Below are 19,557 nucleotides of genomic sequence, written 5' to 3' on the forward strand. Positions count from 1 at the left end.
GCGGCTGTAAGAGGTCGTGGAGGACCGAACCCACCAGGGTTGAAAACCTGGGGGATGACCTGTGGTTAGGGGTGAAAGGCCAATCAAACTCCGTGATAGCTGGTTCTCCCCGAAATGCATTTAGGTGCAGCGTCGTGTGTTTCTTGCCGGAGGTAGAGCACTGGATAGGCGATGGGCCTTACCGGGTTACTGACCTTAGCCAAACTCCGAATGCCGGTAAGTGAGAGCACGGCAGTGAGACTGTGGGGGATAAGCTCCATGGTCGAGAGGGAAACAGCCCAGAGCATCGACTAAGGCCCCTAAGCGTACGCTAAGTGGGAAAGGATGTGGAGTCGCAGAGACAACCAGGAGGTTGGCTTAGAAGCAGCCACCCTTGAAAGAGTGCGTAATAGCTCACTGGTCTAGTGATTCCGCGCCGACAATGTAGCGGGGCTCAAGCGTACCGCCGAAGTCGTGTCATTGCAGCAATACTCCCAACGGAGGCTGTGATGGGTAGGGGAGCGTCGTGTGCCGGGTGAAGCTGCCGTGTAAGCGAGTGGTGGACGGTTCACGAGTGAGAATGCAGGCATGAGTAGCGATTCACACGTGAGAAACGTGTGCGCCGATTGACTAAGGGTTCCTGGGTCAAGCTGATCTGCCCAGGGTAAGTCGGGACCTAAGGCGAGGCCGACAGGCGTAGTCGATGGATAACCGGTTGATATTCCGGTACCCGCTGTGAAGCGTCAAACATTGAATCCAGTGATGCTAAGCCCGTGAAGCCGCCCTGATCTCTTCGGAGTTGAGGGGAGTGGTGGAGCCGGTGACCCAGGCTGGTAGTAGGTGAGTGATGGGGTGACGCAGGAAGGTAGTCCATCCCGGGCGGTGGTTGTCCCGGGGTAAGGGTGTAGGGCGTTGCGTAGGTAAATCCGCGTAGCTTGTGCCTGAGACCTGATGCCGAGCCGATTGTGGTGAAGTGGATGATCCTATGCTGTCGAGAAAAGCCTCTAGCGAGTTTCATGGCGGCCCGTACCCTAAACCGACTCAGGTGGTCTGGTAGAGAATACCGAGGCGTTCGGGTGAACTATGGTTAAGGAACTCGGCAAAATGCCCCCGTAACTTCGGGAGAAGGGGGGCCACACCTGGTGATCACTCTTGCAGTGTGAGCTGGGGGTGGCCGCAGAGACCAGCGAGAAGCGACTGTTTACTAAAAACACAGGTCCGTGCGAAGCCGTAAGGCGATGTATACGGACTGACGCCTGCCCGGTGCTGGAACGTTAAGGGGACCGGTTAGCTGACTTTCGGGTTGGCGAAGCTGAGAACTTAAGCGCCAGTAAACGGCGGTGGTAACTATAACCATCCTAAGGTAGCGAAATTCCTTGTCGGGTAAGTTCCGACCTGCACGAATGGCGTAACGACTTCTCGACTGTCTCAACCATAGGCCCGGTGAAATTGCATTACGAGTAAAGATGCTCGTTTCGCGCAGCAGGACGGAAAGACCCCGGGACCTTTACTACAGTTTGATATTGGTGTTCGGTTCGGCTTGTGTAGGATAGGTGGGAGACTGTGAAGCGGCCACGCCAGTGGTTGTGGAGTCGTTGTTGAAATACCACTCTGGTCGTGCTGGATGTCTAACCCGGGTCCGTGATCCGGATCGGGGACAGTGTCTGATGGGTAGTTTAACTGGGGCGGTTGCCTCCTAAAGAGTAACGGAGGCGCCCAAAGGTTCCCTCAGCCTGGTTGGTAATCAGGTGGTGAGTGTAAGTGCACAAGGGAGCTTGACTGTGAGACCGACGGGTCGAGCAGGGACGAAAGTCGGGACTAGTGATCCGGCGGTGGCTTGTGGAAGCGCCGTCGCTCAACGGATAAAAGGTACCCCGGGGATAACAGGCTGATCTTCCCCAAGAGTCCATATCGACGGGATGGTTTGGCACCTCGATGTCGGCTCGTCGCATCCTGGGGCTGGAGTCGGTCCCAAGGGTTGGGCTGTTCGCCCATTAAAGCGGTACGCGAGCTGGGTTTAGAACGTCGTGAGACAGTTCGGTCCCTATCCGCTGTGCGCGTAGGAATATTGAGAAGGGCTGTCCCTAGTACGAGAGGACCGGGACGGACGAACCTCTGGTGTGCCAGTTGTTCTGCCAAGGGCATGGCTGGTTGGCTACGTTCGGGAGGGATAACCGCTGAAAGCATCTAAGCGGGAAGCCTGCTTCGAGATGAGTGTTCCCACCTCCTTTGAGAGGGTAAGGCTCCCAGTAGACGACTGGGTTGATAGGCCGGATATGGAAGCCCTGTGAGGGGTGGAGTTGACCGGTACTAATAGGCCGAGGGCTTGTCCTCAGTTGCTCGCGTCCACTGTGTTGGTTCTGAAACCACGAACAACCGGATCACGTCCTTTTGAGGGGCGGGGTGGTTGTGGGTTTTATAGTGTTTCGGTGGTCATAGCGCGTGGGAAACGCCCGGTTACATTCCGAACCCGGAAGCTAAGCTGCGTAGCGCCGATGGTACTGCAAGGGGGACCTTGTGGGAGAGTAGGACGCCGCCGAACAATTATTGTGGGATTGCCCCGCACCTTAATGGTGCGGGGCTTTTCTGCATTCACGGGAAGTTATTCAGGACCCGGCTATTGTCGAAGCCATGCGCTACGACCTGGTCATCTTCGACAACGACGGCGTCCTCGTGGACAGCGAGCCGCTGTCCAACACGGTGCTGGCCACGTACCTCACGGAACTCGGCCACCCCACCACGTACGAGGACTCCCTCCGGGACTACATGGGTGGCGCCCTGCACCGGGTGCACGACACCATCCTCGAACGAACCGGGCAGCGGTTGCCCGAGACCTTCGACGCGGACTTCCACGCGCGTGTCTTCGCGGCGTTCGCGCGTGAGCTGAAACCCGTCGACGGCGTGGGTGACGTCCTCGCCTGGTTGAAGGAGAGCGCGACCCCGTACTGCGTCGCCTCGTCCGGCAGCCACGAGCGCATCCGCTTCGGGCACGGCGTCACAGGGCTCGACCGTTGGTTCCCCGAGGACCGCGTCTTCAGCGCCGAGGATGTCGGCCGCGGAAAGCCGGCGCCCGATCTCTTCCTGCATGCGGCCGCCGCCATGAACGTGGCCCCGGAGCGGTGCGCGGTCGTGGAGGACAGCCCGCTCGGCGTCGAGGCCGCACGGGCGGCGGGGATGGACGTGTACGGATTTACCGCCATGACTCCGGCGGCGAAGCTTGGGCCCGTGACTGCGGGCTTCGGGAGCATGGCCGAACTCCCGGATTTGCTGGGCTGATTGGCCTACCGACTGGTAGCGAGGGCGCCTACGCTCCCGCCATGACCGCTCCCGCCACCATCGACGCACGCCTCCGGCACGGCCGTGTCGCGCTCGCCCTGAGTTTCTTCGTGCAGGGCGCGGCCTTCGCGCTGCTCGTGACCCGCATACCTGCCGTCCAGGACAAGTACGGGATATCCGACGGGTTGCTGCCCGTTTTCCTCGCCGCGGTCCCCGTACTCGCCGGTGTCGGGAGCGTCGTCACCGAACAACTGGTCAAGCGGGTGCGACCCAGCAGGGTGCTGCGCTGGTCGCAGCCGCTCGCGCTCCTCGCCCTCCTCGGTGTCGGGTACGGGGACGGCATGGTGGTCCTGGGTCTCGTGCTCGCCGTCTTCGGGCTCGGCGTGGGCGCGCTCGACGCGTCGATGAACATGCTCGGCGTCAGCCTCCAGCGCGCGTACGGCCGCAGCATCATGCTCGGCTTCCACGCCGTCTACAGCCTCGGCGGCATTCTCGGCGCCTCGCTCGCCTGGGTCGGCGCGCACTGGCATCTCTCGCTCGGTGTCTCCTACCTCCCGCTGGTCGCCCTCACCGTCCCCGCCGTGCTCGTCGGCAGCCGCTGGTACGCGGACGCGCGGGCCGGGGAAGAGAAGGAAGCCGCCGCAGGTCAGGCGGGGCTTGAGCAGGGGCAGGGGTCCGGGATCGTCTTCCGGATGCTTCTCCCGCTCTGCCTCGTCATGACGTTCGCGTACATCGGTGACTCGACCGTCTCCAACTGGAGCGCGAAGTACCTCCAGGACGTCCTCGGCAGTTCGGAGCAGCTCTCGACCGTGCCCTACAACGTGTACATGGTCACGACGCTGATCGGCCGGGCGGCGGGTGACTTCGGGGTGCGGCGCTTCGGTCCCGTCGTGGTGGTACGGGCAGGGGCCTTGGTCGCCGCGGCCGGATTCGGGATCGTGGCGCTCGCGCCCGGTGCGTGGGTCGGGATGCTGGGGTTCACGCTTCTCGGACTCGGGCTGTGCGTCCTCGTACCGCAGACCTTCGCGGCCGCAGGGCGGATGTTCCCGCACGCTTCGGACGCGGCCGTCGCGCGGCTCAACATCTTCAACTACGTCGGTTTCCTCGTCGGCTCCCCGCTCGTCGGAGCGCTCGGAGACGCCTGGAACTACCGGGGCGCGATGATCGTGCCGCTCGTCCTCGTCCTCGTGACGCTGGGGTACGCGCGTTCCTTCGCGCCCGCGCCCGCCCGGTACGGTGACGGGCATGAGCGGCCTCGCGCACTTGATGTGGGATGACGGCGTCACCGCGTACGACTTCGGCGACGGTCATCCGATGGACCCCGTACGGCTGGACCTGACCCGCAAGCTCGTCGCGGGTCTCGGCATCGATGCCGCGCTCAAGGTCGTCGCGGCTCCGCCCGCCGGGGAGTCGACGCTGCGGCTCGTCCATCGCGAGGACTACATCGCGGCCGTGAAGGCGGCTTCGGCCGACCCGGAGCAGGCCGATCAGCGGTACGGCCTCGGCACCACCGACGACTGGGCGTTCGCCGGGATGCACGAGGTGTCCGCGCTCATCGCCGGGCAGTCCGTCGCCGCCGCCGAGGCGCTGTGGCACGGGGACACCGCGCACGCGGTGAACTTCACCGGCGGCCTCCACCACGCGATGCCGGCCGCCGCCTCCGGGTTCTGCGTCTACAACGACGCGGCGCTCGCGATCGCCCGGCTCCTCGAACTGGGCGCCGAGCGGGTCGCGTACGTCGATACGGACGTGCACCACGGGGACGGCGTCGAAGCAGCGTTCTGGTCCGATCCGCGTGTCCTGACCATCTCGGTCCACGAGCACCCCCGCACTCTCTTCCCCCACTCCGGCTGGCCGCAGGAGACGGGTGCCGAGGACGCGGAGGGCTCGGCGGCGAACCTCCCCCTGCCCGCGGGGACCGGGGACGCCGGGTGGTTGCGTGCCTTCCACGCCGTCGTGCCCGAGCTGCTCTCGGGCTTCGAGCCGCAGTTCCTCGTCACGCAGCACGGTACTGACACACACTTCGAGGACCCGCTCGCGCACCTCGCCGTCTCGCTCGACGCGCAGCGCGCCGTGCAGTCCGCGTGCCACGACTTCGCGCACACGTACGCGGACGGCCGCTGGCTCGCCCTCGGCGGCGGGGGTTACGCGGTCGCCGATGTCGTGCCGCGCTCGTGGACGCATCTCACGGCGATCGCCGCGCACCGTCCGGTCGAGCCGCTCGCGGCCGTACCGGAGGAGTGGCGGCGGCAGGTGTACGCCGAGACGCGGCAGCAGGCGCCGTACCGGATGACGGACGGCCGCTGGCCCGTGCGGTGGCAGCCCTGGGAGGAGGGCTACGACCCGGCGGACCGCATCGACCAGGCGATCATCGCGACGCGGAAGTCCGTTTTCCCGTTGCGGGGTCTCCTTCCGTAGACGTACAGGGGGTGGGTGGCGGGGCGCCGGGCGGGCGTTGCGGCGCCTTGTGAAGAGCCTGGCACGGTGGGAGCACAGGGGGCGGCCATCTCGGCGGATCTGTGGATAACTTCGAGGAAGACGTCACGGGACTCACCTGGAAGGGTGAGGAGTTGTACGGGTTCCTCGGAGTTGTCCACAGATTCGGGCGGAGGGGGGTGGGGGGCGGGGGAGACGCGAAAGAATGGTGTTGGGGCCGCCCCCTGGGAGGGCGGGGGTGTGTCCGGGGGTAGGCCCTGCTGGGTGCTGGGTGCCGAGTGCTTGCGCGGCCTTCCGTGCCACCATGCCGCTCCCACGGACGCCGGACACTTGCGCGGCCTTCCGCGCCACCACGCCGTTCGCACGGACGCCGGACGCCGGACGCCGGACGCCGGACGCTTGCGCGGCGTGCTGTACCACCGCGCTGCTCCCACGGACGCCGTGCCATCAAGCCCCCCAGGGCACCGTGTCCCACGACGCCTCCTCCCCCTCCCGAGACACCGTGTCACCAAACCGTGCCTCCCGAGACACCGCGCCACCAAGCCCCCGGCGGACCCCGAGCCCCCCGGCGGACCCCGAGCCCCCGGCGGACCCCCAGCCACCCGCCGCAGCGGCCAGCCCCCACCCGGCGGTCGCCAAGCAGCCAGGCCAAAGCCCCCAGCCGTTGACCTCCCGCTCCTACCACCCCAAGCCCGCACCCCCTCGCGCCCCAGCCCTCCAGATCCCTATCCCTCCCATCCCTCCAAGTCGCCCACGAGCCGCCCCCCGGCTCTCGGGCAGCCCCCCCGAGCCGCCTCCCCAAGCCCCCGACCTTCCCGCCCCAGCCCACCAAGTCCTCTCTCGCCCCCAAGCCGCCCCGCCAGCCCCCTCCCCGAGCCGCCCCCGGCCTCACCCCCACCCCCCCCGTCGCCAACCCCCCCCGTCGCCAACCCCCCCGTCGCCAACCCCCTGTCCCCGCCCCTCCCCCTCCCCCCACCCCCCAAGCGCACCCCCCCTACGCCCAACGCCCGACCCGCCCCTGGCCGCCCCGCCCCACCACCCTCCCCACACCCCCGCACCGATGTGTCGACAAAACGACCCGCTTCCCCCTACGTCCGTCCCCGCCGACTACGTTCCCGCGTCGCTCCCCGTCTCTCCGGCGCCCTCCGCTCGCGCCGCGTGTGAGCCGGGCGTGAGCCCCCCGGCGGGGTCGCCTGGGGTGGGGTGGCCGACGGGGGGCGGGCGGGGTGGGGGCCGTGGTGGGGTGTGGGGGGAGGGGCGGGGCCGAGGTGCAGGTCAGCTCGGTCGTGGGGTGGTCGGTCAGGAGGGCGCGCGTGGCCCGGGCCTGGTGGCGGGGAGGGGGAGGGGCGGGTGGTTTTCCGCGTTCCGCTTGGTGGTGCTGTGCGGACTGGGTACTACCGGCCGATTACTCGTTATGTACTCAATCCGGCGTGTCTGTCACGGTAAACAGAGGATGCCTGCTCCTCTTCCCCACTCGCATCACCCGCCCCTAATCTGGGGAGTGAGCGCTCAGCGACGAGGAGTCACCGGAGGGGAAGCCGGTGCGCGTCCGAGCGGAAGGTACAGGTGTAGTGATGGCCACTGCTGACGAGCGTCCTCTCCACGAGGTCCAGTTCCTGACCGTCGCCGAGGTCGCCTCGGTGATGCGAGTGTCGAAGATGACCGTGTACCGCCTGGTGCACAGCGGTCATCTGCCCGCCATCCGGGTCGGAAGGTCCTTCCGGGTCCCCGAGCAGGCGGTGCACGAGTACCTCCGCGAGTCCTACGTGGGGGTGGAGACCGCCTGATCCCGCTGTTCGCCCGCCAGGGGACCGGCTCCCGGCCGGGGCCCTGGCGGGGTCCCGGGCAGGGGGGATGCCCTCGATTTAGGGCTCGGAGCGGGTGGCGGGTAGGCTGGGCCGACGTAGGTCGTGTGGGCCCATGCAGCCCCGCACCAAGTACCCCCGCCAGTTGCGGGGGTGTTCCGAGTAGTGAGCGAGGGTTGTTGTGGGCTCTGTCATCAAGAAGCGGCGCAAGCGGATGGCCAAGAAGAAGCACCGCAAGCTGCTGAAGCGTACGCGCGTCCAGCGTCGCAACAAGAAGTGAGCCGTTCCCCGCGCGAGCGGGGCGCTCCACCGCGGCCCTTCCCCGGTTCGTTCCGGGGAAGGGCCGCGGTTCTGTGTACGGGGCTCTTCCCCGTACGGGAATGAGCCCCCGCCCCGCCGAATGGACCCTCCGCGCCGGGCCTCACCTCCCCGCGCGGCCGGATCGCCCCCGCTCCCGCTCCGCCGGGCCGGTCCCTCGTTCCCGCTCCGCCGGACCGGGCCGGGCCGGTCTCTCGCTCCCGCTCCGCCGGGCCGGTCCCCCCGTCGCGCCCCGCCCCGTCTCCCGGCCCGCTACCGTGGCCCCCATCGGCGTACGCCACGGAAGGGCGGGCGGATCGCGTGGGCAGTGTCGTGCTGGTGACGGGGGCCGGGCGCAGGCTCGGGGCGCGGTTCGTGCGGGCCGTGCAGGAGGACCCGGCGGTGGAGCGGGTGATCGCGGTGGACGCGGTGCCGCCCGGGCAGCCGCTGGGGCGGGCGCAGTTCGTCCGCGCCGATCTGCGGCAGCCCGTCATCGCGCGGGTGCTCGCCGAGCACGCCGTCGACACCGTCGTGCACCTCGACGTGACCGGCACCGCGCCCGGAGTGCCGCGCGCCGGGGTCAAGGAGACCAACGTCATCGGCAGTCTCCAGCTCCTCGGCGCCTGCCAGAAGTCCCCGTGGGTGCGCCGCCTCGTCGTGAAGTCCTCGACCGCCGTGTACGGTTCGGCCGCGCGCGATCCCGCCGTCGTCGACGAGGCGGGCCCGCACCACGCCCCGCCGCACAGCGGCTTCGCGAAGGACGTCGGCGAAGTCGAGAACTACGTACGGGGCTTCGCCCGCCGCCGCCCCGATGTCGCGGTGGGCGTGCTCCGCTTCGCCGGCATCCTCGGGCCCGGCGCGGAGTCCCCCTTCGCCGCCTACTTCGCACTGCCCGTCCTGCCGACCGTGCTCGGGCATGATCCCCGGCTCCAGTTCGTTCACGAGGACGACGCGCTCGCCGTCCTGCGGTTGCTCGCCTGCCTGCCCGAGAGCGCCTCGGCGCGCGGCAACGGCACGTACAACGTCGCGGGTGCCGGTGTGCTGCTGCTCTCGCAGTGCGCGCGGCGGCTCGGGCGGCCCACGGTGGCGCTGCTGCCGCCCGTCGCGCGCTGGGCGGGTGCCGCGCTGCGCGGCGCGGGGCTCGGGGACTTCTCGCCCGAGCAGTGGCGGATGCTCACCCACGGCAGGGTCGTGGCCACCGACAGGCTCCGCGAGGACCTCGGCTTCACGCCCGCCCACGGGACGGCCGAGACGTTCGCCGACTACGCGCGCGCCCACGGCCCCGGGCTGCTCCCGCCCGCGCTCGTGGGCGCCCTCGTCGACCGCCTCGCCCCGCTCCGTACGCCCTGAACCACCGCCCCGCCGCACCCGAAGGAGTCCTTCCACATGGCCGACGCGAAAGTGATCCCGTTCGACGACGATCGCGCCCGCGAGCGGCGCGGTGGGCGTCGGGACGGCGGCGACGCCGAGGTGCGGGAGCTGCCTGGCGCCGCCCGCGAGGAGGTGCCGGACGAGACGCCGGAGTGGGAGCGGCGGCTCGCCGGAGGGCTCGCCTTCCTGCGGCGGCGGCTCACCGGCGCGTACGAGGTCGACGACTTCGGGTACGACGCGGAGCTGACCGAGGGTGTGCTCCTGGAGGCGCTGCGGCCGCTGTACGAGAAGTACTTCCGCGTCGAGGTGAAGGGCCTGGAGCACGTGCCCGCCGACGGGGCGGCGCTCCTCGTCGCGAACCACTCGGGGACGCTGCCGCTCGACGGGCTCATGCTCCAGGTCGCGCTCCACGACGAGCACCCGGCGGCCCGGCGGCTGCGGCTGCTCGCCGCCGACCTCGTCTTCCGGCTCCCCGTCGTCGGCGAGCTGGCCCGCAAGGCGGGGCACACGCTCGCCTGCGCCGAGGACGCCGAACGGCTGCTCACCGCGGGCGAACTGGTCGGGGTGATGCCCGAGGGATTCAAGGGGCTCGGGAAGCCGTTCGCCGAGCGGTACAAGCTCCAGCGCTTCGGGCGCGGCGGTTTCGTCGCGACCGCGTTGCGCGCCGGGGCCCCGATCGTGCCGTGCGCGATCGTCGGCGCCGAGGAGATCTATCCGATGGTCGGCAACGCGAAGACCCTGGCGCGTCTCTTCAACCTGCCGTACTTCCCCGTGACGCCGACCTTCCCGTGGCTCGGCCCGCTCGGCGCGCTGCCACTGCCGACGAAGTGGACCATCGAATTCGGTGAGCCGCTCGACACCTCCGGCCACGCGCCCGGCGCGGCCGAGGACCCCCTGCTCGTCTTCAACCTCACGGACCAGGTGCGGGAGCGGATTCAGCACATGCTCTACGAGGCGCTGGTGCGGCGCCGCTCGGTCTTCTTCTGACGCCGTGTCGTGCGGCGACGGTACGGGGACGGGGCCGCGCCTCCTGGGAGGCGCGGCCCCGCTTCCGTACCGCCGGCTCCGTCCTACGAGTCGTCCTCCACGCCGAGGCCGAGGCCGGGGAGGACTCCTGGCAGGAGCGGGGGCAGGGTGATGTCGGGGACCGGGCCGGGTGCGCGGTCCTGGTCGCCGCCCGTGCCGCCCTGCTCGCCCTTCGGGGTCCCGCTGCCCGCGCCGTCCGAGGAGGGGGCGCCGGTGGAGGGCTTGAGGGGGTCGAGGAGCCTGCCCGCGTCGCCGAGGAGGCCGCCGTCGTCCTCGGCCTGTCCGGAGGGCGCGGGCGGGGTGCCGTGCTCCTCGCCCCTGGCGGGTGTCTCGCGCGCGTCCTTGTCCTTGCCTTCGCCCGCGTGCGCGTCCCGCTCGCGGGCGTGCGGGGACCCGCTGTCGCGGTCACCCGTGGTCGGGGAGCCCGGCTGCTCGGGGGTGCCGGGCGCCGCGGCCGGGGTGTGCGGCAGCAGCGGGGTGACCTCGCTCTCCATCGCGTCGAACACCGAGGTGACCTCGTCGCTCACGTCGACGAACTGGACGGGGAGCCGGTCGCGCAGCTGGTCCCAGGCTTCGCGGTGGGTGCCGGCGAAGGAGGAGAGGGCCTGGAGGTGACCGAGGGAGTGGTCGGCCTCGTAGGCCTTGCTGAGCAGCCGGTGGCCCTCGCCCGCGTCGTACTTGACGCCGTTGAGCGCGCGGCGGACCTCGCCGAGGTGCTCGTGGTCGAGGCGGCCGCCGCTGCCCCTGTCCATGAGTCTGCGGGCCTCGGAGAGCCTGGTCCCTGCCTGGTCGAGGAGGAGTTGCCCGCGGTCGGCGTCGTCCCCTGCCATGCCGAGCCTGAGGTCCTCCATCCCGCGCTTGAGCCCGTAGAGCGAGTCACCCGGCAGGGCGTCGCCGCTCGCCGCCGCGACCCCGCCGAAGGCCCCCGCGGCGACACTCACCGTGAGGCCGCCGGCGGCGAGCCGCTTGGAGAGGCGGGTGCGGGGTTTGAGCTTGCTGAGCGGGTTCGCCCGGTGGGCGCCCTTGCGGGAGCGCTGACCGGGCACCGAAGGGCGGGGGCTGTCCAGGCCCGGCACGGTGCCCTCGCGGAGCATGGTCTCCATCGCGGCGACCAGCTGGGCCCGCTGGACCACCTTCACCTCGGGGTCCAGCACGGGCGGTGGCAGGGCGCCGAGTCCGGCGGCGAGCGCGAGCATCCGGCTCGGCTCGTCGGTGCGGTCCTGTCGCTCCTGTGCGGTGCCCTGCTGTGCCGCGAGGCCCTGCCCGGGCCGCTCGTCCAGGGCCTGGGCGAAGGCGTTCGCCCGCCGGTGCGCCGAGACGTTCGCGATCACTGGCGGCACCTCCTCTCGTCATGACGATCGGCTCCCCGGAAGGTCCTGGTGGGGGCCGCCGCCAGGGCGGGGGCGGCGTGACCGCAGGGAGCCTGCGTTCGGGACAACGACGGGCTTGGGGGCGGGGTTACGGACGGGTGACGAAGATGCGGGGAGTATGGCGGTACGTGGCTGAGCGGGCGCTGAGCGTGAGGGTCGCCGGGGGGGCGGCCGGGCCGGGCCGGGACCGGGGGTGCGGGGCGGGCGGCCCGGGGCGGGCGGGCCGGGCGGGTGTCAGCGGGCGTCTTCGGGGAGGAGGCGGGCGAGGGTGCGGACGGCTCGGTACTGGAGGGTTTTGATCGCGCCCTCGTTCTTGCCCATGACGCGGGCCGTCTCCGCGACGGAGAGGCCCTGGAGGAAGCGGAGCGTGACGCACTCCTGCTGCTGGGGGTTGAGTCGGCGGACGGCGTCGAGGAGGGCCGCGTTGGAGAGGGATTCGAGGACGGAGTCCTCCGGGCTGCGCTCGACCTCGTTGGCGTCGAGCATCTCGCCCGTCGTCACTTCGAGGCGGAAGCGGCTGGACTTGAAGTGGTCGGCGACGAGGTTGCGGGCGATCGTCACGAGCCAGGCGCCGAAGTCGCGGCCCTGCCAGGTGAAGGTGCCGATCCGGCGCAGGGCGCGCAGGAAGGTCTCGCTCGTGAGGTCCTCGGCCGTCGCCTTCCCGCCGACGCGGTAGTAGATGTAGCGGTAGACCGTGTCGCTGTACTGGTCGTAGAGGCGGCCGAAGGCGTCGGCCTCGCCGCTCTGCGCCCGCTCGACGAGGTCCATCATGCGGGCGCTGTCGCTGTCGGCGGCAGGCCGGCGGTGGGTGGTGGTGGCCGCGGCGGACCTGCCGCGTCTGCCGACGGCCGTACTCGACTCGGCCAGGGCGTAGCACGGTCGAGCGGGCGCGGGCGTGGCGAACACGGGTGTGGCGTACGCGGTGGGGACGAAACCGCGCAGGCGGTCGACTACCGAGGCGCGGAGAGCGGCCAGGCCCGCGGCGTCAACCCCGACGTGTGGGTACACGGGACTCCCAGAGGCAGAGCTTCCATCACGTGCACTCCGGCTCCTCGTCCCCGTCCCGCTCGGGCTCATGTTCACTCGGCGTACTGGAGGCAGGGGGCCGTCATGCGTTTGAGGAGAATAACGCTTCGTGCAGGCGGCACTACACCGAGTTGCCTAAATCATCGCTTGCGTCGCTTCCTGTATGGAGTCGCGCGCATTGGTGATCGCTCAAAAGCCCAGTCGACGACTGTTTTTGCGCGAAGAGTTCCGAGTGCGTGTCGCGGGGACACGGCTGCCCGGAATCGGGACTACCGGGTGTCTCCGTGGGGTATGGCTGAACCTCGGGCCCTCGCGTGAAGCTTCACGCAGAGTGAGGTGAGGGGGCCTGACGTGGCGCTTCGCCGTGTGCGCGGTCAGTGACGGCGGCGGTGGATCGCCACAGCGGCGGCCGTGCCGCCCGCCACCGCGCCGAGTCCCGCGGCCGCGGGGACGCCGATCCTGGCCGCCTTGCGGCCGGTCCGGTAATCGCGCAGCCGCCACTCATGGGCGCGGGCATATTTGCGCAGTTTCGCATCAGGATTGATCGCGTACGGATGCCCGACGAGCGAGAGCATCGGGACGTCGTTGTACGAGTCGCTGTACGCCGCGCAGCGCGCGAGGTCGAGCCCCTCGGCTGCCGCCAGGGCCCGTACCGCCTCCGCCTTCGCCGGGCCGTGCAGCGGCTCGCCGACGAGGCGGCCCGTGTAGACGCCGCCGACCGACTCGGCGACCGTGCCGAGCGCCCCGGTCAGGCCGAGGCGGCGGGCGATGATCGTCGCCGTCTCGATGGGCGCGGCCGTCACCAGCCACACCTTCTGGCCCGCGTCGATATGGGCCTGCGCGAGAGCGCGGGTGCCCGGCCAGATGCGGTCGGCGAGGTATTCGTCGTAGATCTCCTCGCCGATCGAGGTGAGTTCCGCCACGCGGCGGCCCTTGACGATGGAGAGCGCGCTGTCCTGCGCGTCCTGCATGTGGGCCGGGTCCTCGACGCCGGCGATCCTGAACCACGCCTGCTGCCAGGCGAAGCGCGCGAGTTCGCGGCGCTCGAAGAAGTGCCGCTTGTAGAGGCCCTTGCCGAAGTGGAAGAGCGCGGCGCCCTGCATGACGGTGTTGTCGAGGTCGAAGAAGGCGGCGGCGCGGGTGTCCCCGGCGACGGGGAACTCGGGCTCGGGAACGTCCCGTACGGATTCGCTCTCGCTCTTCCGCGCGGCCTCGGCAGCCGCCTCGCCCGCCAGTACGCTGCGCGCGGTGGCGGGGCGCCTGCGGGGGGTGAGCCATCCGGGAGCGGCCATGCGGTTGAGCATAACGAGTCGGCGCGAACGGTGGCGTACGGGAAGCGGACGCCCGGGCGGCGGGCGGGCGGCGGCCCGGCTGCGGGCGGGCCGGGCCGTGACCGGGCGGGTGCGCCGGGACGTGACCGGGCGGGCGGCGGGCGGGTGCGCCGGGGCGTGACCGGGCGGGCGGCGGGCGGTGCGGGGCGCCGGGCGGGCGGCGGTGCGGTGCGGGGCGGGGCGGAGAATGGTCCGTATGACTGGACGACTCTTCGGCCGTCGCAGGCCCGCCGCCGGGCGGACCGTGACGCTCATCGCCAAGCCCGACTGCCACCTGTGCGAGGACGCCGAGCGCGTCGTGGACGCCGTCTGCGGGGAGTTGGGCGTCACGTGGGAGGCGAAGGACATCACGCGGGACGAGGCGCTGTACCGGGAGTACTGGGAGCAGGTGCCTGTCGTCCTGGTGGACGGGGAGCAGCACACCTTCTGGAAGGTGGACCCCGAGCGGTTGCGCAAAGCGCTGCGGTGAGGTGTCGCGGGGCTCCGTCCCGGGCCCCGCTCCTCGCTCGCTGGGGGGTTGGATTTCTTCGATTACCATCGAATCGCAGGCTGCGGGGGCACTGGGCATTCGGAAAGAGGTGTCGGGGTTGTCCCCGCACGGTTGCTCGCGCCCCGCGCGAATTGGTTCCCCGAGGTGGGGATTCGGCCACGTGACCCCGGTCACTTTGGCCGGACAAAACGGACACCATCTTTGTGCACGCGTTCACAAAGACATAGCCTGCTGGCGACGGGGCGGTCCTGGGACAACTGACCGCCCAGAGCCCCGCTCTACCCGCAGGAGCACCGTGGCAACTGGCCGAACTCACCGACCGGCGACCCGCAGCCGAGGCATTCCCGAGGCCACCGTCGCCCGTCTTCCGCTGTACCTCCGCGCACTCAACGCACTCTCCGAGCGCTCGGTTCCCACGGTCTCCTCCGAGGAACTCGCCGCCGCCGCCGGGGTCAACTCGGCGAAGCTGCGCAAGGACTTCTCGTACCTCGGCTCCTACGGGACCCGGGGTGTGGGCTACGACGTCGAGTACCTCGTCTACCAGATCTCGCGCGAGCTGGGCCTCACCCAGGACTGGCCGATCGTCCTGGTCGGTATCGGTAACCTCGGCGCGGCGCTCGCCAATTACGGCGGCTTCGCCTCGCGCGGCTTCCGGGTCGCCGCGCTCGTCGACGCCGACCCCGCGCTCACGGGCAAGCCCGTCGCCGGCATCCCCGTGCAGCACATCGACGCGCTGGAGACCGTGGTGCGCGAGCAGCACGTCTCGATCGGGGTCATCGCGACGCCCGCGGGAGCCGCGCAGCAGGTCTGCGACCGGCTCGTCGGGGCCGGGGTCACCTCGATCCTCAACTTCGCCCCCACGGTCCTCGCCGTGCCCGACGGCGTCGACGTGCGCAAGGTCGATCTCTCCATCGAACTCCAGATCCTCGCCTTCCACGAGCAGCGCAAGGCCGGTGAGGAGAGCGTCGCCGAGGAGAGCGCCGTGCGGAACGCGCCGACCACGGCCGTGAGCGGGGTCGCCGCGAAGGAGACCCCCGCCGAGCGCGCCGCGCGCGCCGGGGACGGCAAGGGACCGGACGGGGATCTTCCCGCCGTGATGCCGGCATGAGTCTCCTCGTCGTCGGGCTCAGCCACCGCAGCGCCCCCGTGAGCGTCCTGGAACGCGCGGCCCTCACCGCGGACGCGCAGGCCAAGCTCCTCCAGGACACCCTCGCGGCCGAACCTGCCACCGAGGCCGCCGTCCTCGCGACGTGCAACCGCATCGAGCTGTACGCGGACGTCGACAAGTTCCACGCGGGCGTCGCCGAACTCTCCACGCTCCTCGCGCAGCACGCGGGCGTCGGGCTCGAAGAACTCACCCCGTACCTCTACGTCCACTACGAGGACCGCGCCGTCCACCACCTCTTCTCGGTGGCCTGCGGGCTGGACTCGATGGTCGTGGGCGAGGGGCAGATCCTCGGGCAGATCAAGGACGCGCTCGCGCGCTCCCAGGAGCTGCACACCGCAGGCCGCCTCCTCAACGACCTCTTCCAGTCCGCGCTGCGCGTCGGCAAGCGCGCCCACAGCGAGACCGGGATCGACCGCGCGGGCCAGTCCCTCGTGAGCTTCGGTCTCGCGCAGCTCGCCGGGGACGACAGCGTCGAGGACTGGGCGAAGGGCAAGCGCGCCCTCGTCATCGGCGCGGGCTCGATGTCCTCGCTCGCCGCCGCCACGCTCGCGCGCGCCGGTGTCGCCGAGATCGTCGTCGCCAACCGCACCCGTGAGCGCGCGGACCGGCTCGTCGAGATCCTCACCCAGCCGGGCGGTACGGGCGTCGCCGCGCGGGCCCTGCCCATCGCCGAGGCCACCGACGAGCTGCCCCGCGCGGACATCGTCGTCTCGTGCACGGGCGCGACCGGGCTCGTCCTGCCCGCCCGGGCCGTCGAGGAAGCGTGCCGCGGGCGCGCGGCACGCCCGCTCGCCCTCCTCGACCTCGCCATGCCGCGCGACATCGACGCGGCGGCGCACCGCCTGGACCACGTCCACCTCGTCGACATCGAGTCGCTCGCCGCCGCCAGTGCCGACGCGCCGATGGCCGCCGACGTGGAGCGCGTGCAGCACATCGTCGCCCAGGAGGTGGACGCCTTCGGCGCCGCCCAGCGGGCCGCGCACATCACGCCCACCGTGGTGGCTCTGCGCACTATGGCCGCCGACGTGGTGGCCGCCGAGACGGCGCGCCTGCACGGGCGCCTCCCCGGCCTCGGCGAGCGCGAGTTCGCCGAGATCACCCAGACCGTGCGCCGCGTCGTGGACAAGCTCCTGCACGCGCCGACGGTGCGGGTGAAGCAGCTCGCCAGCGAGCCCGGCGGTGCCGGGTACGCGGACGCGCTGCGCACCCTCTTCGACCTCGACCCGCAGACGGTGGCCGCCGTCAGCCGGGCCGACGCGAGCAGTACAGACGACCCGAATCGAGGGCGGTCATGACCGACAAGCCACTCCGGCTCGGCACCAGGCGCAGCAAGCTCGCCCTGGCGCAGTCCGGGCTCGTGGCCGATGCCGTGCGCGAGGCGACGGGCCGTCCCGTCGAACTCGTGGAGATCACGACGTACGGCGACACCTCGCGCGAGCACCTCGCGCGGATCGGAGGTACGGGGGTCTTCGTCACCGCGCTGCGCGACGCGCTGCTGCGCGGTGACGTGGACTTCGCCGTGCACTCCCTGAAGGACCTGCCGACCGCACAGCCCGATGGGCTCGCGCTCGCCGCGATCCCGCGGCGCGAGGACCCCCGTGACGCGCTCATCGCGCGCGACGGGCTCACCCTGGAGCGGCTGCCCCGGGGCGCGCGGATCGGGACCGGTTCGCCGCGCCGCATGGCGCAGCTCAACGCGCACGCCCGGGCGCACGGGCTCGGCATCGAGACGGTGCCGATCCGCGGCAACGTCGACACGAGGATCAATTTCGTGCGGGACGGTGAGCTGGACGCCGTGGTTCTCGCCGCGGCCGGGCTCAACCGGCTCGGCAGGGGCGGTGAGGTCAGCGAGTACCTCGCGCCCTGCACCGTCCTGCCCGCTCCGGGGCAGGGTGCGCTCGCCGTCGAGTGCGCCACCGGGCACACCGTCGACGGGCTCGGCATCGCCGAGGCGCTCGGGCGGCTCGACGACCCGTACACGCGGGCCGCTGTGACCGCCGAACGGGCGCTGCTCGCGGCGCTCGAAGCCGGGTGCAGCGCACCCGTGGGCGCGCTCGCCGACTTCCCCGAAGGCACCGTCACGCAGGACCAGGCCGCCCAGCCGAACGACTTGGCGCGGCAGACCACCGAAATGCGCCTGCGGGGGGTCGTCGGCTCGACCGACGGCGCCGCGCTGGTGCAGCTGACCACCACCGGTCACGTGCCCTCCACGCAAGCGGAGGCCGAGGCGCTCGGCGCGGAACTCGCCGCCGAGATGCTGGCGAAGGGCGCGGCCGGTCTGATGGGGGAGCGAGCACGATGAGCCCCACCACCTCCGCCCTTGCCGCCGTCGCCACCGAGGCGGTCCACGGGCATGTCACCTTCCTCGGCGCGGGTCCGGGCGATCCCGGCCTGCTCACCCTGCGGGCCGTGGAGGCGCTGGCCGCCGCCGATGTCCTGATCGCCGAGCCACGGGTGCTCGACGTCGTCCGGGCGCACGCGCGCGGCGACGCGGACGCACCCCTGCTGACCGACGAGGCGTCAACCGAGCCCGGAACTCCGGGAGTCGGTGACGCGGTCAATCTTGTCATGGAGGCCGCGCGGGGCGGCAGGCGGGTCGTGCGAGCCGTCTCCGGTGACCCGGGTCTCGACACGGACACCGCCGCCGAGATGCTCGCCTGCGCCGCCGAGGGCATTCCCTTCGAGGTCGTGCCCGGCATCGCCGCCGCCGTCGGGGTCCCGGCCTACGCCGGGGTGCCGCTGCGGGACGCGCAGGGCACCGACGTACGGTTCGTCGACGCCGCGTCCGCCTCCGAGCGCTGCTGGACCGAGGTCGGGCAGAGCGACGGCACCGTCGTCGTCACGACGACGCTGGAGAGCGTCGCGCGCGCGGCCGGTGAGCTGGTGAGCGCCGGGCGCAAGCCCGACACCCCCATCTCGCTGACCGTCGCGGGCACCACGACCCGGCAGCGGACCTGGACGGCGACGCTCGCCTCCGTGGGGCAGGTGCTCAAGCAGGCGAAGGTGCTGCCCTCGCCCGAGGGCGCGCAGCCGGTCATAGCGGTGGTCGGGGAGCGTTCCGCCCCTGCGCTGCGCGATCAGCTCGCCTGGTTCGAGTCGAAGCCGCTCTTCGGCTGGAAGGTCCTGGTGCCGCGCACCAAGGAGCAGTCCCGCGCGCTCTCCGACCAGCTCCGCTCCTACGGCGCCGTGCCGCACGAGGTCCCGACGATCGCCGTCGAGCCGCCGCGTACCCCGCAGCAGATGGAACGTGCCGTCAAGGGTCTCGTCACGGGGCGCTACGAGTGGATCGCGTTCACGTCCGTCAACGCCGTCAAGGCGGTGCGGGAGAAGTTCGAGGAGTACGGGCTCGACGCGCGTGCCTTCGCGGGCATCAAGGTCGCCGCGGTCGGCGAGCAGACGGCGAAGGCGCTCATCGCCTTCGGCGTGAAGCCCGACCTGACGCCGAGCGGCGAGCAGTCGGCCGCCGGTCTCCTGGAGGACTGGCCGCCGTACGACCCGGTCTTCGACCCGATCGACCGTGTGTTCCTGCCGCGCGCCGACATCGCCACGGAGACCCTTGTCGCCGGGCTCATCGAGCTGGGCTGGGAGGTGGACGACGTCACCGCGTACCGCACCGTGCGCGCCTCGCCGCCCCCGGCCGAGACGCGCGAGGCGATCAAGGGCGGCGGTTTCGACGCGGTCCTGTTCACCTCGTCGAGCACCGTGCGCAACCTCGTCGGCATCGCGGGCAAGCCGCACAACGTCACCGTCATCGCGTGCATCGGCCCGGCGACGGCGAAGACGGCCGAGGAGCACGGGCTGCGCGTGGACGTCATGGCCCCCGAGCCGTCCGCGCTCAAGCTCGCCGCCGCGCTCGCCGACTTCGGCACCCGGCGCAGGCTCGCCGCGCTCGACGCGGGCGAGCAGGTGACCCGGCCGAGCGAGCGGCGCCCCGGCTCGCGCAGGCGGCGCAGCACCACGTCATGACCTCTCGTAAAGGCGG

General features: G+C 70.9%; 15 protein-coding genes and 2 rRNA genes (1 of these 17 cut by a window edge). 14 read left to right on the forward strand and 3 right to left on the reverse strand.

Annotated elements, in window-relative coordinates; all coding sequences use genetic code 11:
• The 9 genes from ACQYWQ_RS17605 to ACQYWQ_RS17645 form a co-directional block, all read left to right on the forward strand.
• Positions 1–2,313: ribosomal RNA gene (locus ACQYWQ_RS17605) — 23S ribosomal RNA — on the forward strand (it extends 809 nt beyond the left edge of the window).
• 91 nt (positions 2,314–2,404) lie between these two features.
• Positions 2,405–2,521, forward strand: a 5S ribosomal RNA gene (gene rrf / locus ACQYWQ_RS17610).
• Positions 2,522–2,610: 89 nt separating this feature from the next.
• Positions 2,611–3,255, forward strand: a complete 645-nt coding sequence (locus ACQYWQ_RS17615) for an HAD family hydrolase (RefSeq protein WP_431035746.1) — start codon at positions 2,611–2,613, stop codon at positions 3,253–3,255.
• Positions 3,256–3,296: 41 nt separating this feature from the next.
• Positions 3,297–4,532: an MFS transporter gene (locus tag ACQYWQ_RS17620; protein WP_431035747.1), complete on the forward strand. Its 1,236-nt coding sequence runs from the start codon at positions 3,297–3,299 to the stop codon at positions 4,530–4,532.
• Positions 4,501–5,673 carry an acetoin utilization protein AcuC gene (locus ACQYWQ_RS17625; protein WP_431035748.1) on the forward strand — a complete coding sequence of 391 codons (1,173 nt, stop codon included), beginning with the start codon at positions 4,501–4,503 and terminating at the stop codon, positions 5,671–5,673. Before ACQYWQ_RS17620 ends, ACQYWQ_RS17625 begins: the two co-directional genes overlap by 32 nt.
• 1,592 nt (positions 5,674–7,265) lie before the next feature.
• Positions 7,266–7,478, forward strand: coding sequence for a helix-turn-helix domain-containing protein (locus ACQYWQ_RS17630; RefSeq protein WP_030996959.1), 213 nt, complete (start codon positions 7,266–7,268; stop codon positions 7,476–7,478).
• 199 nt (positions 7,479–7,677) lie between these two features.
• Positions 7,678–7,776 carry a 30S ribosomal protein bS22 gene (locus ACQYWQ_RS17635; RefSeq protein ID WP_003948845.1) on the forward strand — a complete coding sequence of 33 codons (99 nt, stop codon included), beginning with the start codon at positions 7,678–7,680 and terminating at the stop codon, positions 7,774–7,776.
• Between the two features lie 338 nt (positions 7,777–8,114).
• Positions 8,115–9,143: an NAD-dependent epimerase/dehydratase family protein gene (locus ACQYWQ_RS17640; RefSeq protein WP_431035750.1), complete on the forward strand. Its 1,029-nt coding sequence runs from the start codon at positions 8,115–8,117 to the stop codon at positions 9,141–9,143.
• Positions 9,144–9,179: 36 nt separating this feature from the next.
• Positions 9,180–10,151, forward strand: a complete 972-nt coding sequence (locus ACQYWQ_RS17645; RefSeq protein ID WP_431035752.1) for a lysophospholipid acyltransferase family protein — start codon at positions 9,180–9,182, stop codon at positions 10,149–10,151.
• Between the two features lie 83 nt (positions 10,152–10,234).
• Here ACQYWQ_RS17645 and ACQYWQ_RS17650 read toward each other — a convergent pair whose 3' ends face one another.
• From ACQYWQ_RS17650 to ACQYWQ_RS17660, 3 genes are all read right to left on the reverse strand, one after another.
• Positions 10,235–11,521: a DUF5667 domain-containing protein gene (locus ACQYWQ_RS17650; protein ID WP_431035753.1), complete on the reverse strand. Its 1,287-nt coding sequence runs from the start codon at positions 11,519–11,521 to the stop codon at positions 10,235–10,237.
• 273 nt (positions 11,522–11,794) lie between these two features.
• Positions 11,795–12,568 (reverse strand): ECF subfamily RNA polymerase sigma factor, BldN family, encoded by a 774-nt coding sequence (locus ACQYWQ_RS17655; protein ID WP_009067884.1) that lies wholly within the window; start codon positions 12,566–12,568, stop codon positions 11,795–11,797.
• A gap of 392 nt (positions 12,569–12,960) precedes the next feature.
• Positions 12,961–13,878 carry an HAD family hydrolase gene (locus ACQYWQ_RS17660; RefSeq protein WP_431035754.1) on the reverse strand — a complete coding sequence of 306 codons (918 nt, stop codon included), beginning with the start codon at positions 13,876–13,878 and terminating at the stop codon, positions 12,961–12,963.
• A 235-nt stretch (positions 13,879–14,113) separates the two neighbouring features.
• Between ACQYWQ_RS17660 and ACQYWQ_RS17665 the strand changes: the two genes are divergently transcribed.
• From ACQYWQ_RS17665 to ACQYWQ_RS17685, 5 genes are all read left to right on the forward strand, one after another.
• On the forward strand, positions 14,114–14,386 hold the full coding sequence (locus ACQYWQ_RS17665) for a glutaredoxin family protein (protein ID WP_431035755.1): 273 nt from the start codon (positions 14,114–14,116) through the stop codon (positions 14,384–14,386).
• Positions 14,387–14,702: 316 nt separating this feature from the next.
• A complete protein-coding gene (locus tag ACQYWQ_RS17670) occupies positions 14,703–15,515 on the forward strand; it encodes a redox-sensing transcriptional repressor Rex (RefSeq protein WP_431035756.1) in 813 nt (270 codons plus the stop codon).
• Complete coding sequence (locus ACQYWQ_RS17675) at positions 15,512–16,870, forward strand: glutamyl-tRNA reductase (protein WP_431035757.1); 1,359 nt, start codon at positions 15,512–15,514, stop codon at positions 16,868–16,870. Before ACQYWQ_RS17670 ends, ACQYWQ_RS17675 begins: the two co-directional genes overlap by 4 nt.
• Positions 16,867–17,877 carry a hydroxymethylbilane synthase gene (hemC, locus tag ACQYWQ_RS17680; protein WP_431035758.1) on the forward strand — a complete coding sequence of 337 codons (1,011 nt, stop codon included), beginning with the start codon at positions 16,867–16,869 and terminating at the stop codon, positions 17,875–17,877. The genes ACQYWQ_RS17675 and hemC overlap by 4 nt, the downstream gene beginning before the upstream one ends.
• Positions 17,874–19,541, forward strand: coding sequence for a uroporphyrinogen-III synthase (locus ACQYWQ_RS17685; RefSeq protein WP_431035759.1), 1,668 nt, complete (start codon positions 17,874–17,876; stop codon positions 19,539–19,541). The genes hemC and ACQYWQ_RS17685 overlap by 4 nt, the downstream gene beginning before the upstream one ends.
• The last annotated feature ends 16 nt before the right edge of the window (positions 19,542–19,557 follow it).

The organism is Streptomyces sp. P6-2-1 (assembly GCF_050613165.1).
Lineage (GTDB): Bacteria > Actinomycetota > Actinomycetes > Streptomycetales > Streptomycetaceae > Streptomyces.

What these genes read in the sequence shown, in the direction of transcription:
- ACQYWQ_RS17615 (WP_431035746.1), top strand. Translation starts at nt 2,611, where the DNA reads ATGCGCTACGACCTGGTCATCTTCGACAACGACGGCGTCCTCGTGGAC.
- ACQYWQ_RS17620 (WP_431035747.1), top strand. Translation starts at nt 3,297, where the DNA reads ATGACCGCTCCCGCCACCATCGACGCACGCCTCCGGCACGGCCGTGTC.
- ACQYWQ_RS17625 (WP_431035748.1), top strand. Translation starts at nt 4,501, where the DNA reads ATGAGCGGCCTCGCGCACTTGATGTGGGATGACGGCGTCACCGCGTAC.
- ACQYWQ_RS17630 (WP_030996959.1), top strand. Translation starts at nt 7,266, where the DNA reads ATGGCCACTGCTGACGAGCGTCCTCTCCACGAGGTCCAGTTCCTGACC.
- ACQYWQ_RS17645 (WP_431035752.1), top strand. Translation starts at nt 9,180, where the DNA reads ATGGCCGACGCGAAAGTGATCCCGTTCGACGACGATCGCGCCCGCGAG.
- ACQYWQ_RS17660 (WP_431035754.1), bottom strand. Translation starts at nt 13,878, where the DNA reads ATGGCCGCTCCCGGATGGCTCACCCCCCGCAGGCGCCCCGCCACCGCG.
- ACQYWQ_RS17665 (WP_431035755.1), top strand. Translation starts at nt 14,114, where the DNA reads ATGACTGGACGACTCTTCGGCCGTCGCAGGCCCGCCGCCGGGCGGACC.
- ACQYWQ_RS17675 (WP_431035757.1), top strand. Translation starts at nt 15,512, where the DNA reads ATGAGTCTCCTCGTCGTCGGGCTCAGCCACCGCAGCGCCCCCGTGAGC.
- hemC (WP_431035758.1), top strand. Translation starts at nt 16,867, where the DNA reads ATGACCGACAAGCCACTCCGGCTCGGCACCAGGCGCAGCAAGCTCGCC.
- ACQYWQ_RS17685 (WP_431035759.1), top strand. Translation starts at nt 17,874, where the DNA reads ATGAGCCCCACCACCTCCGCCCTTGCCGCCGTCGCCACCGAGGCGGTC.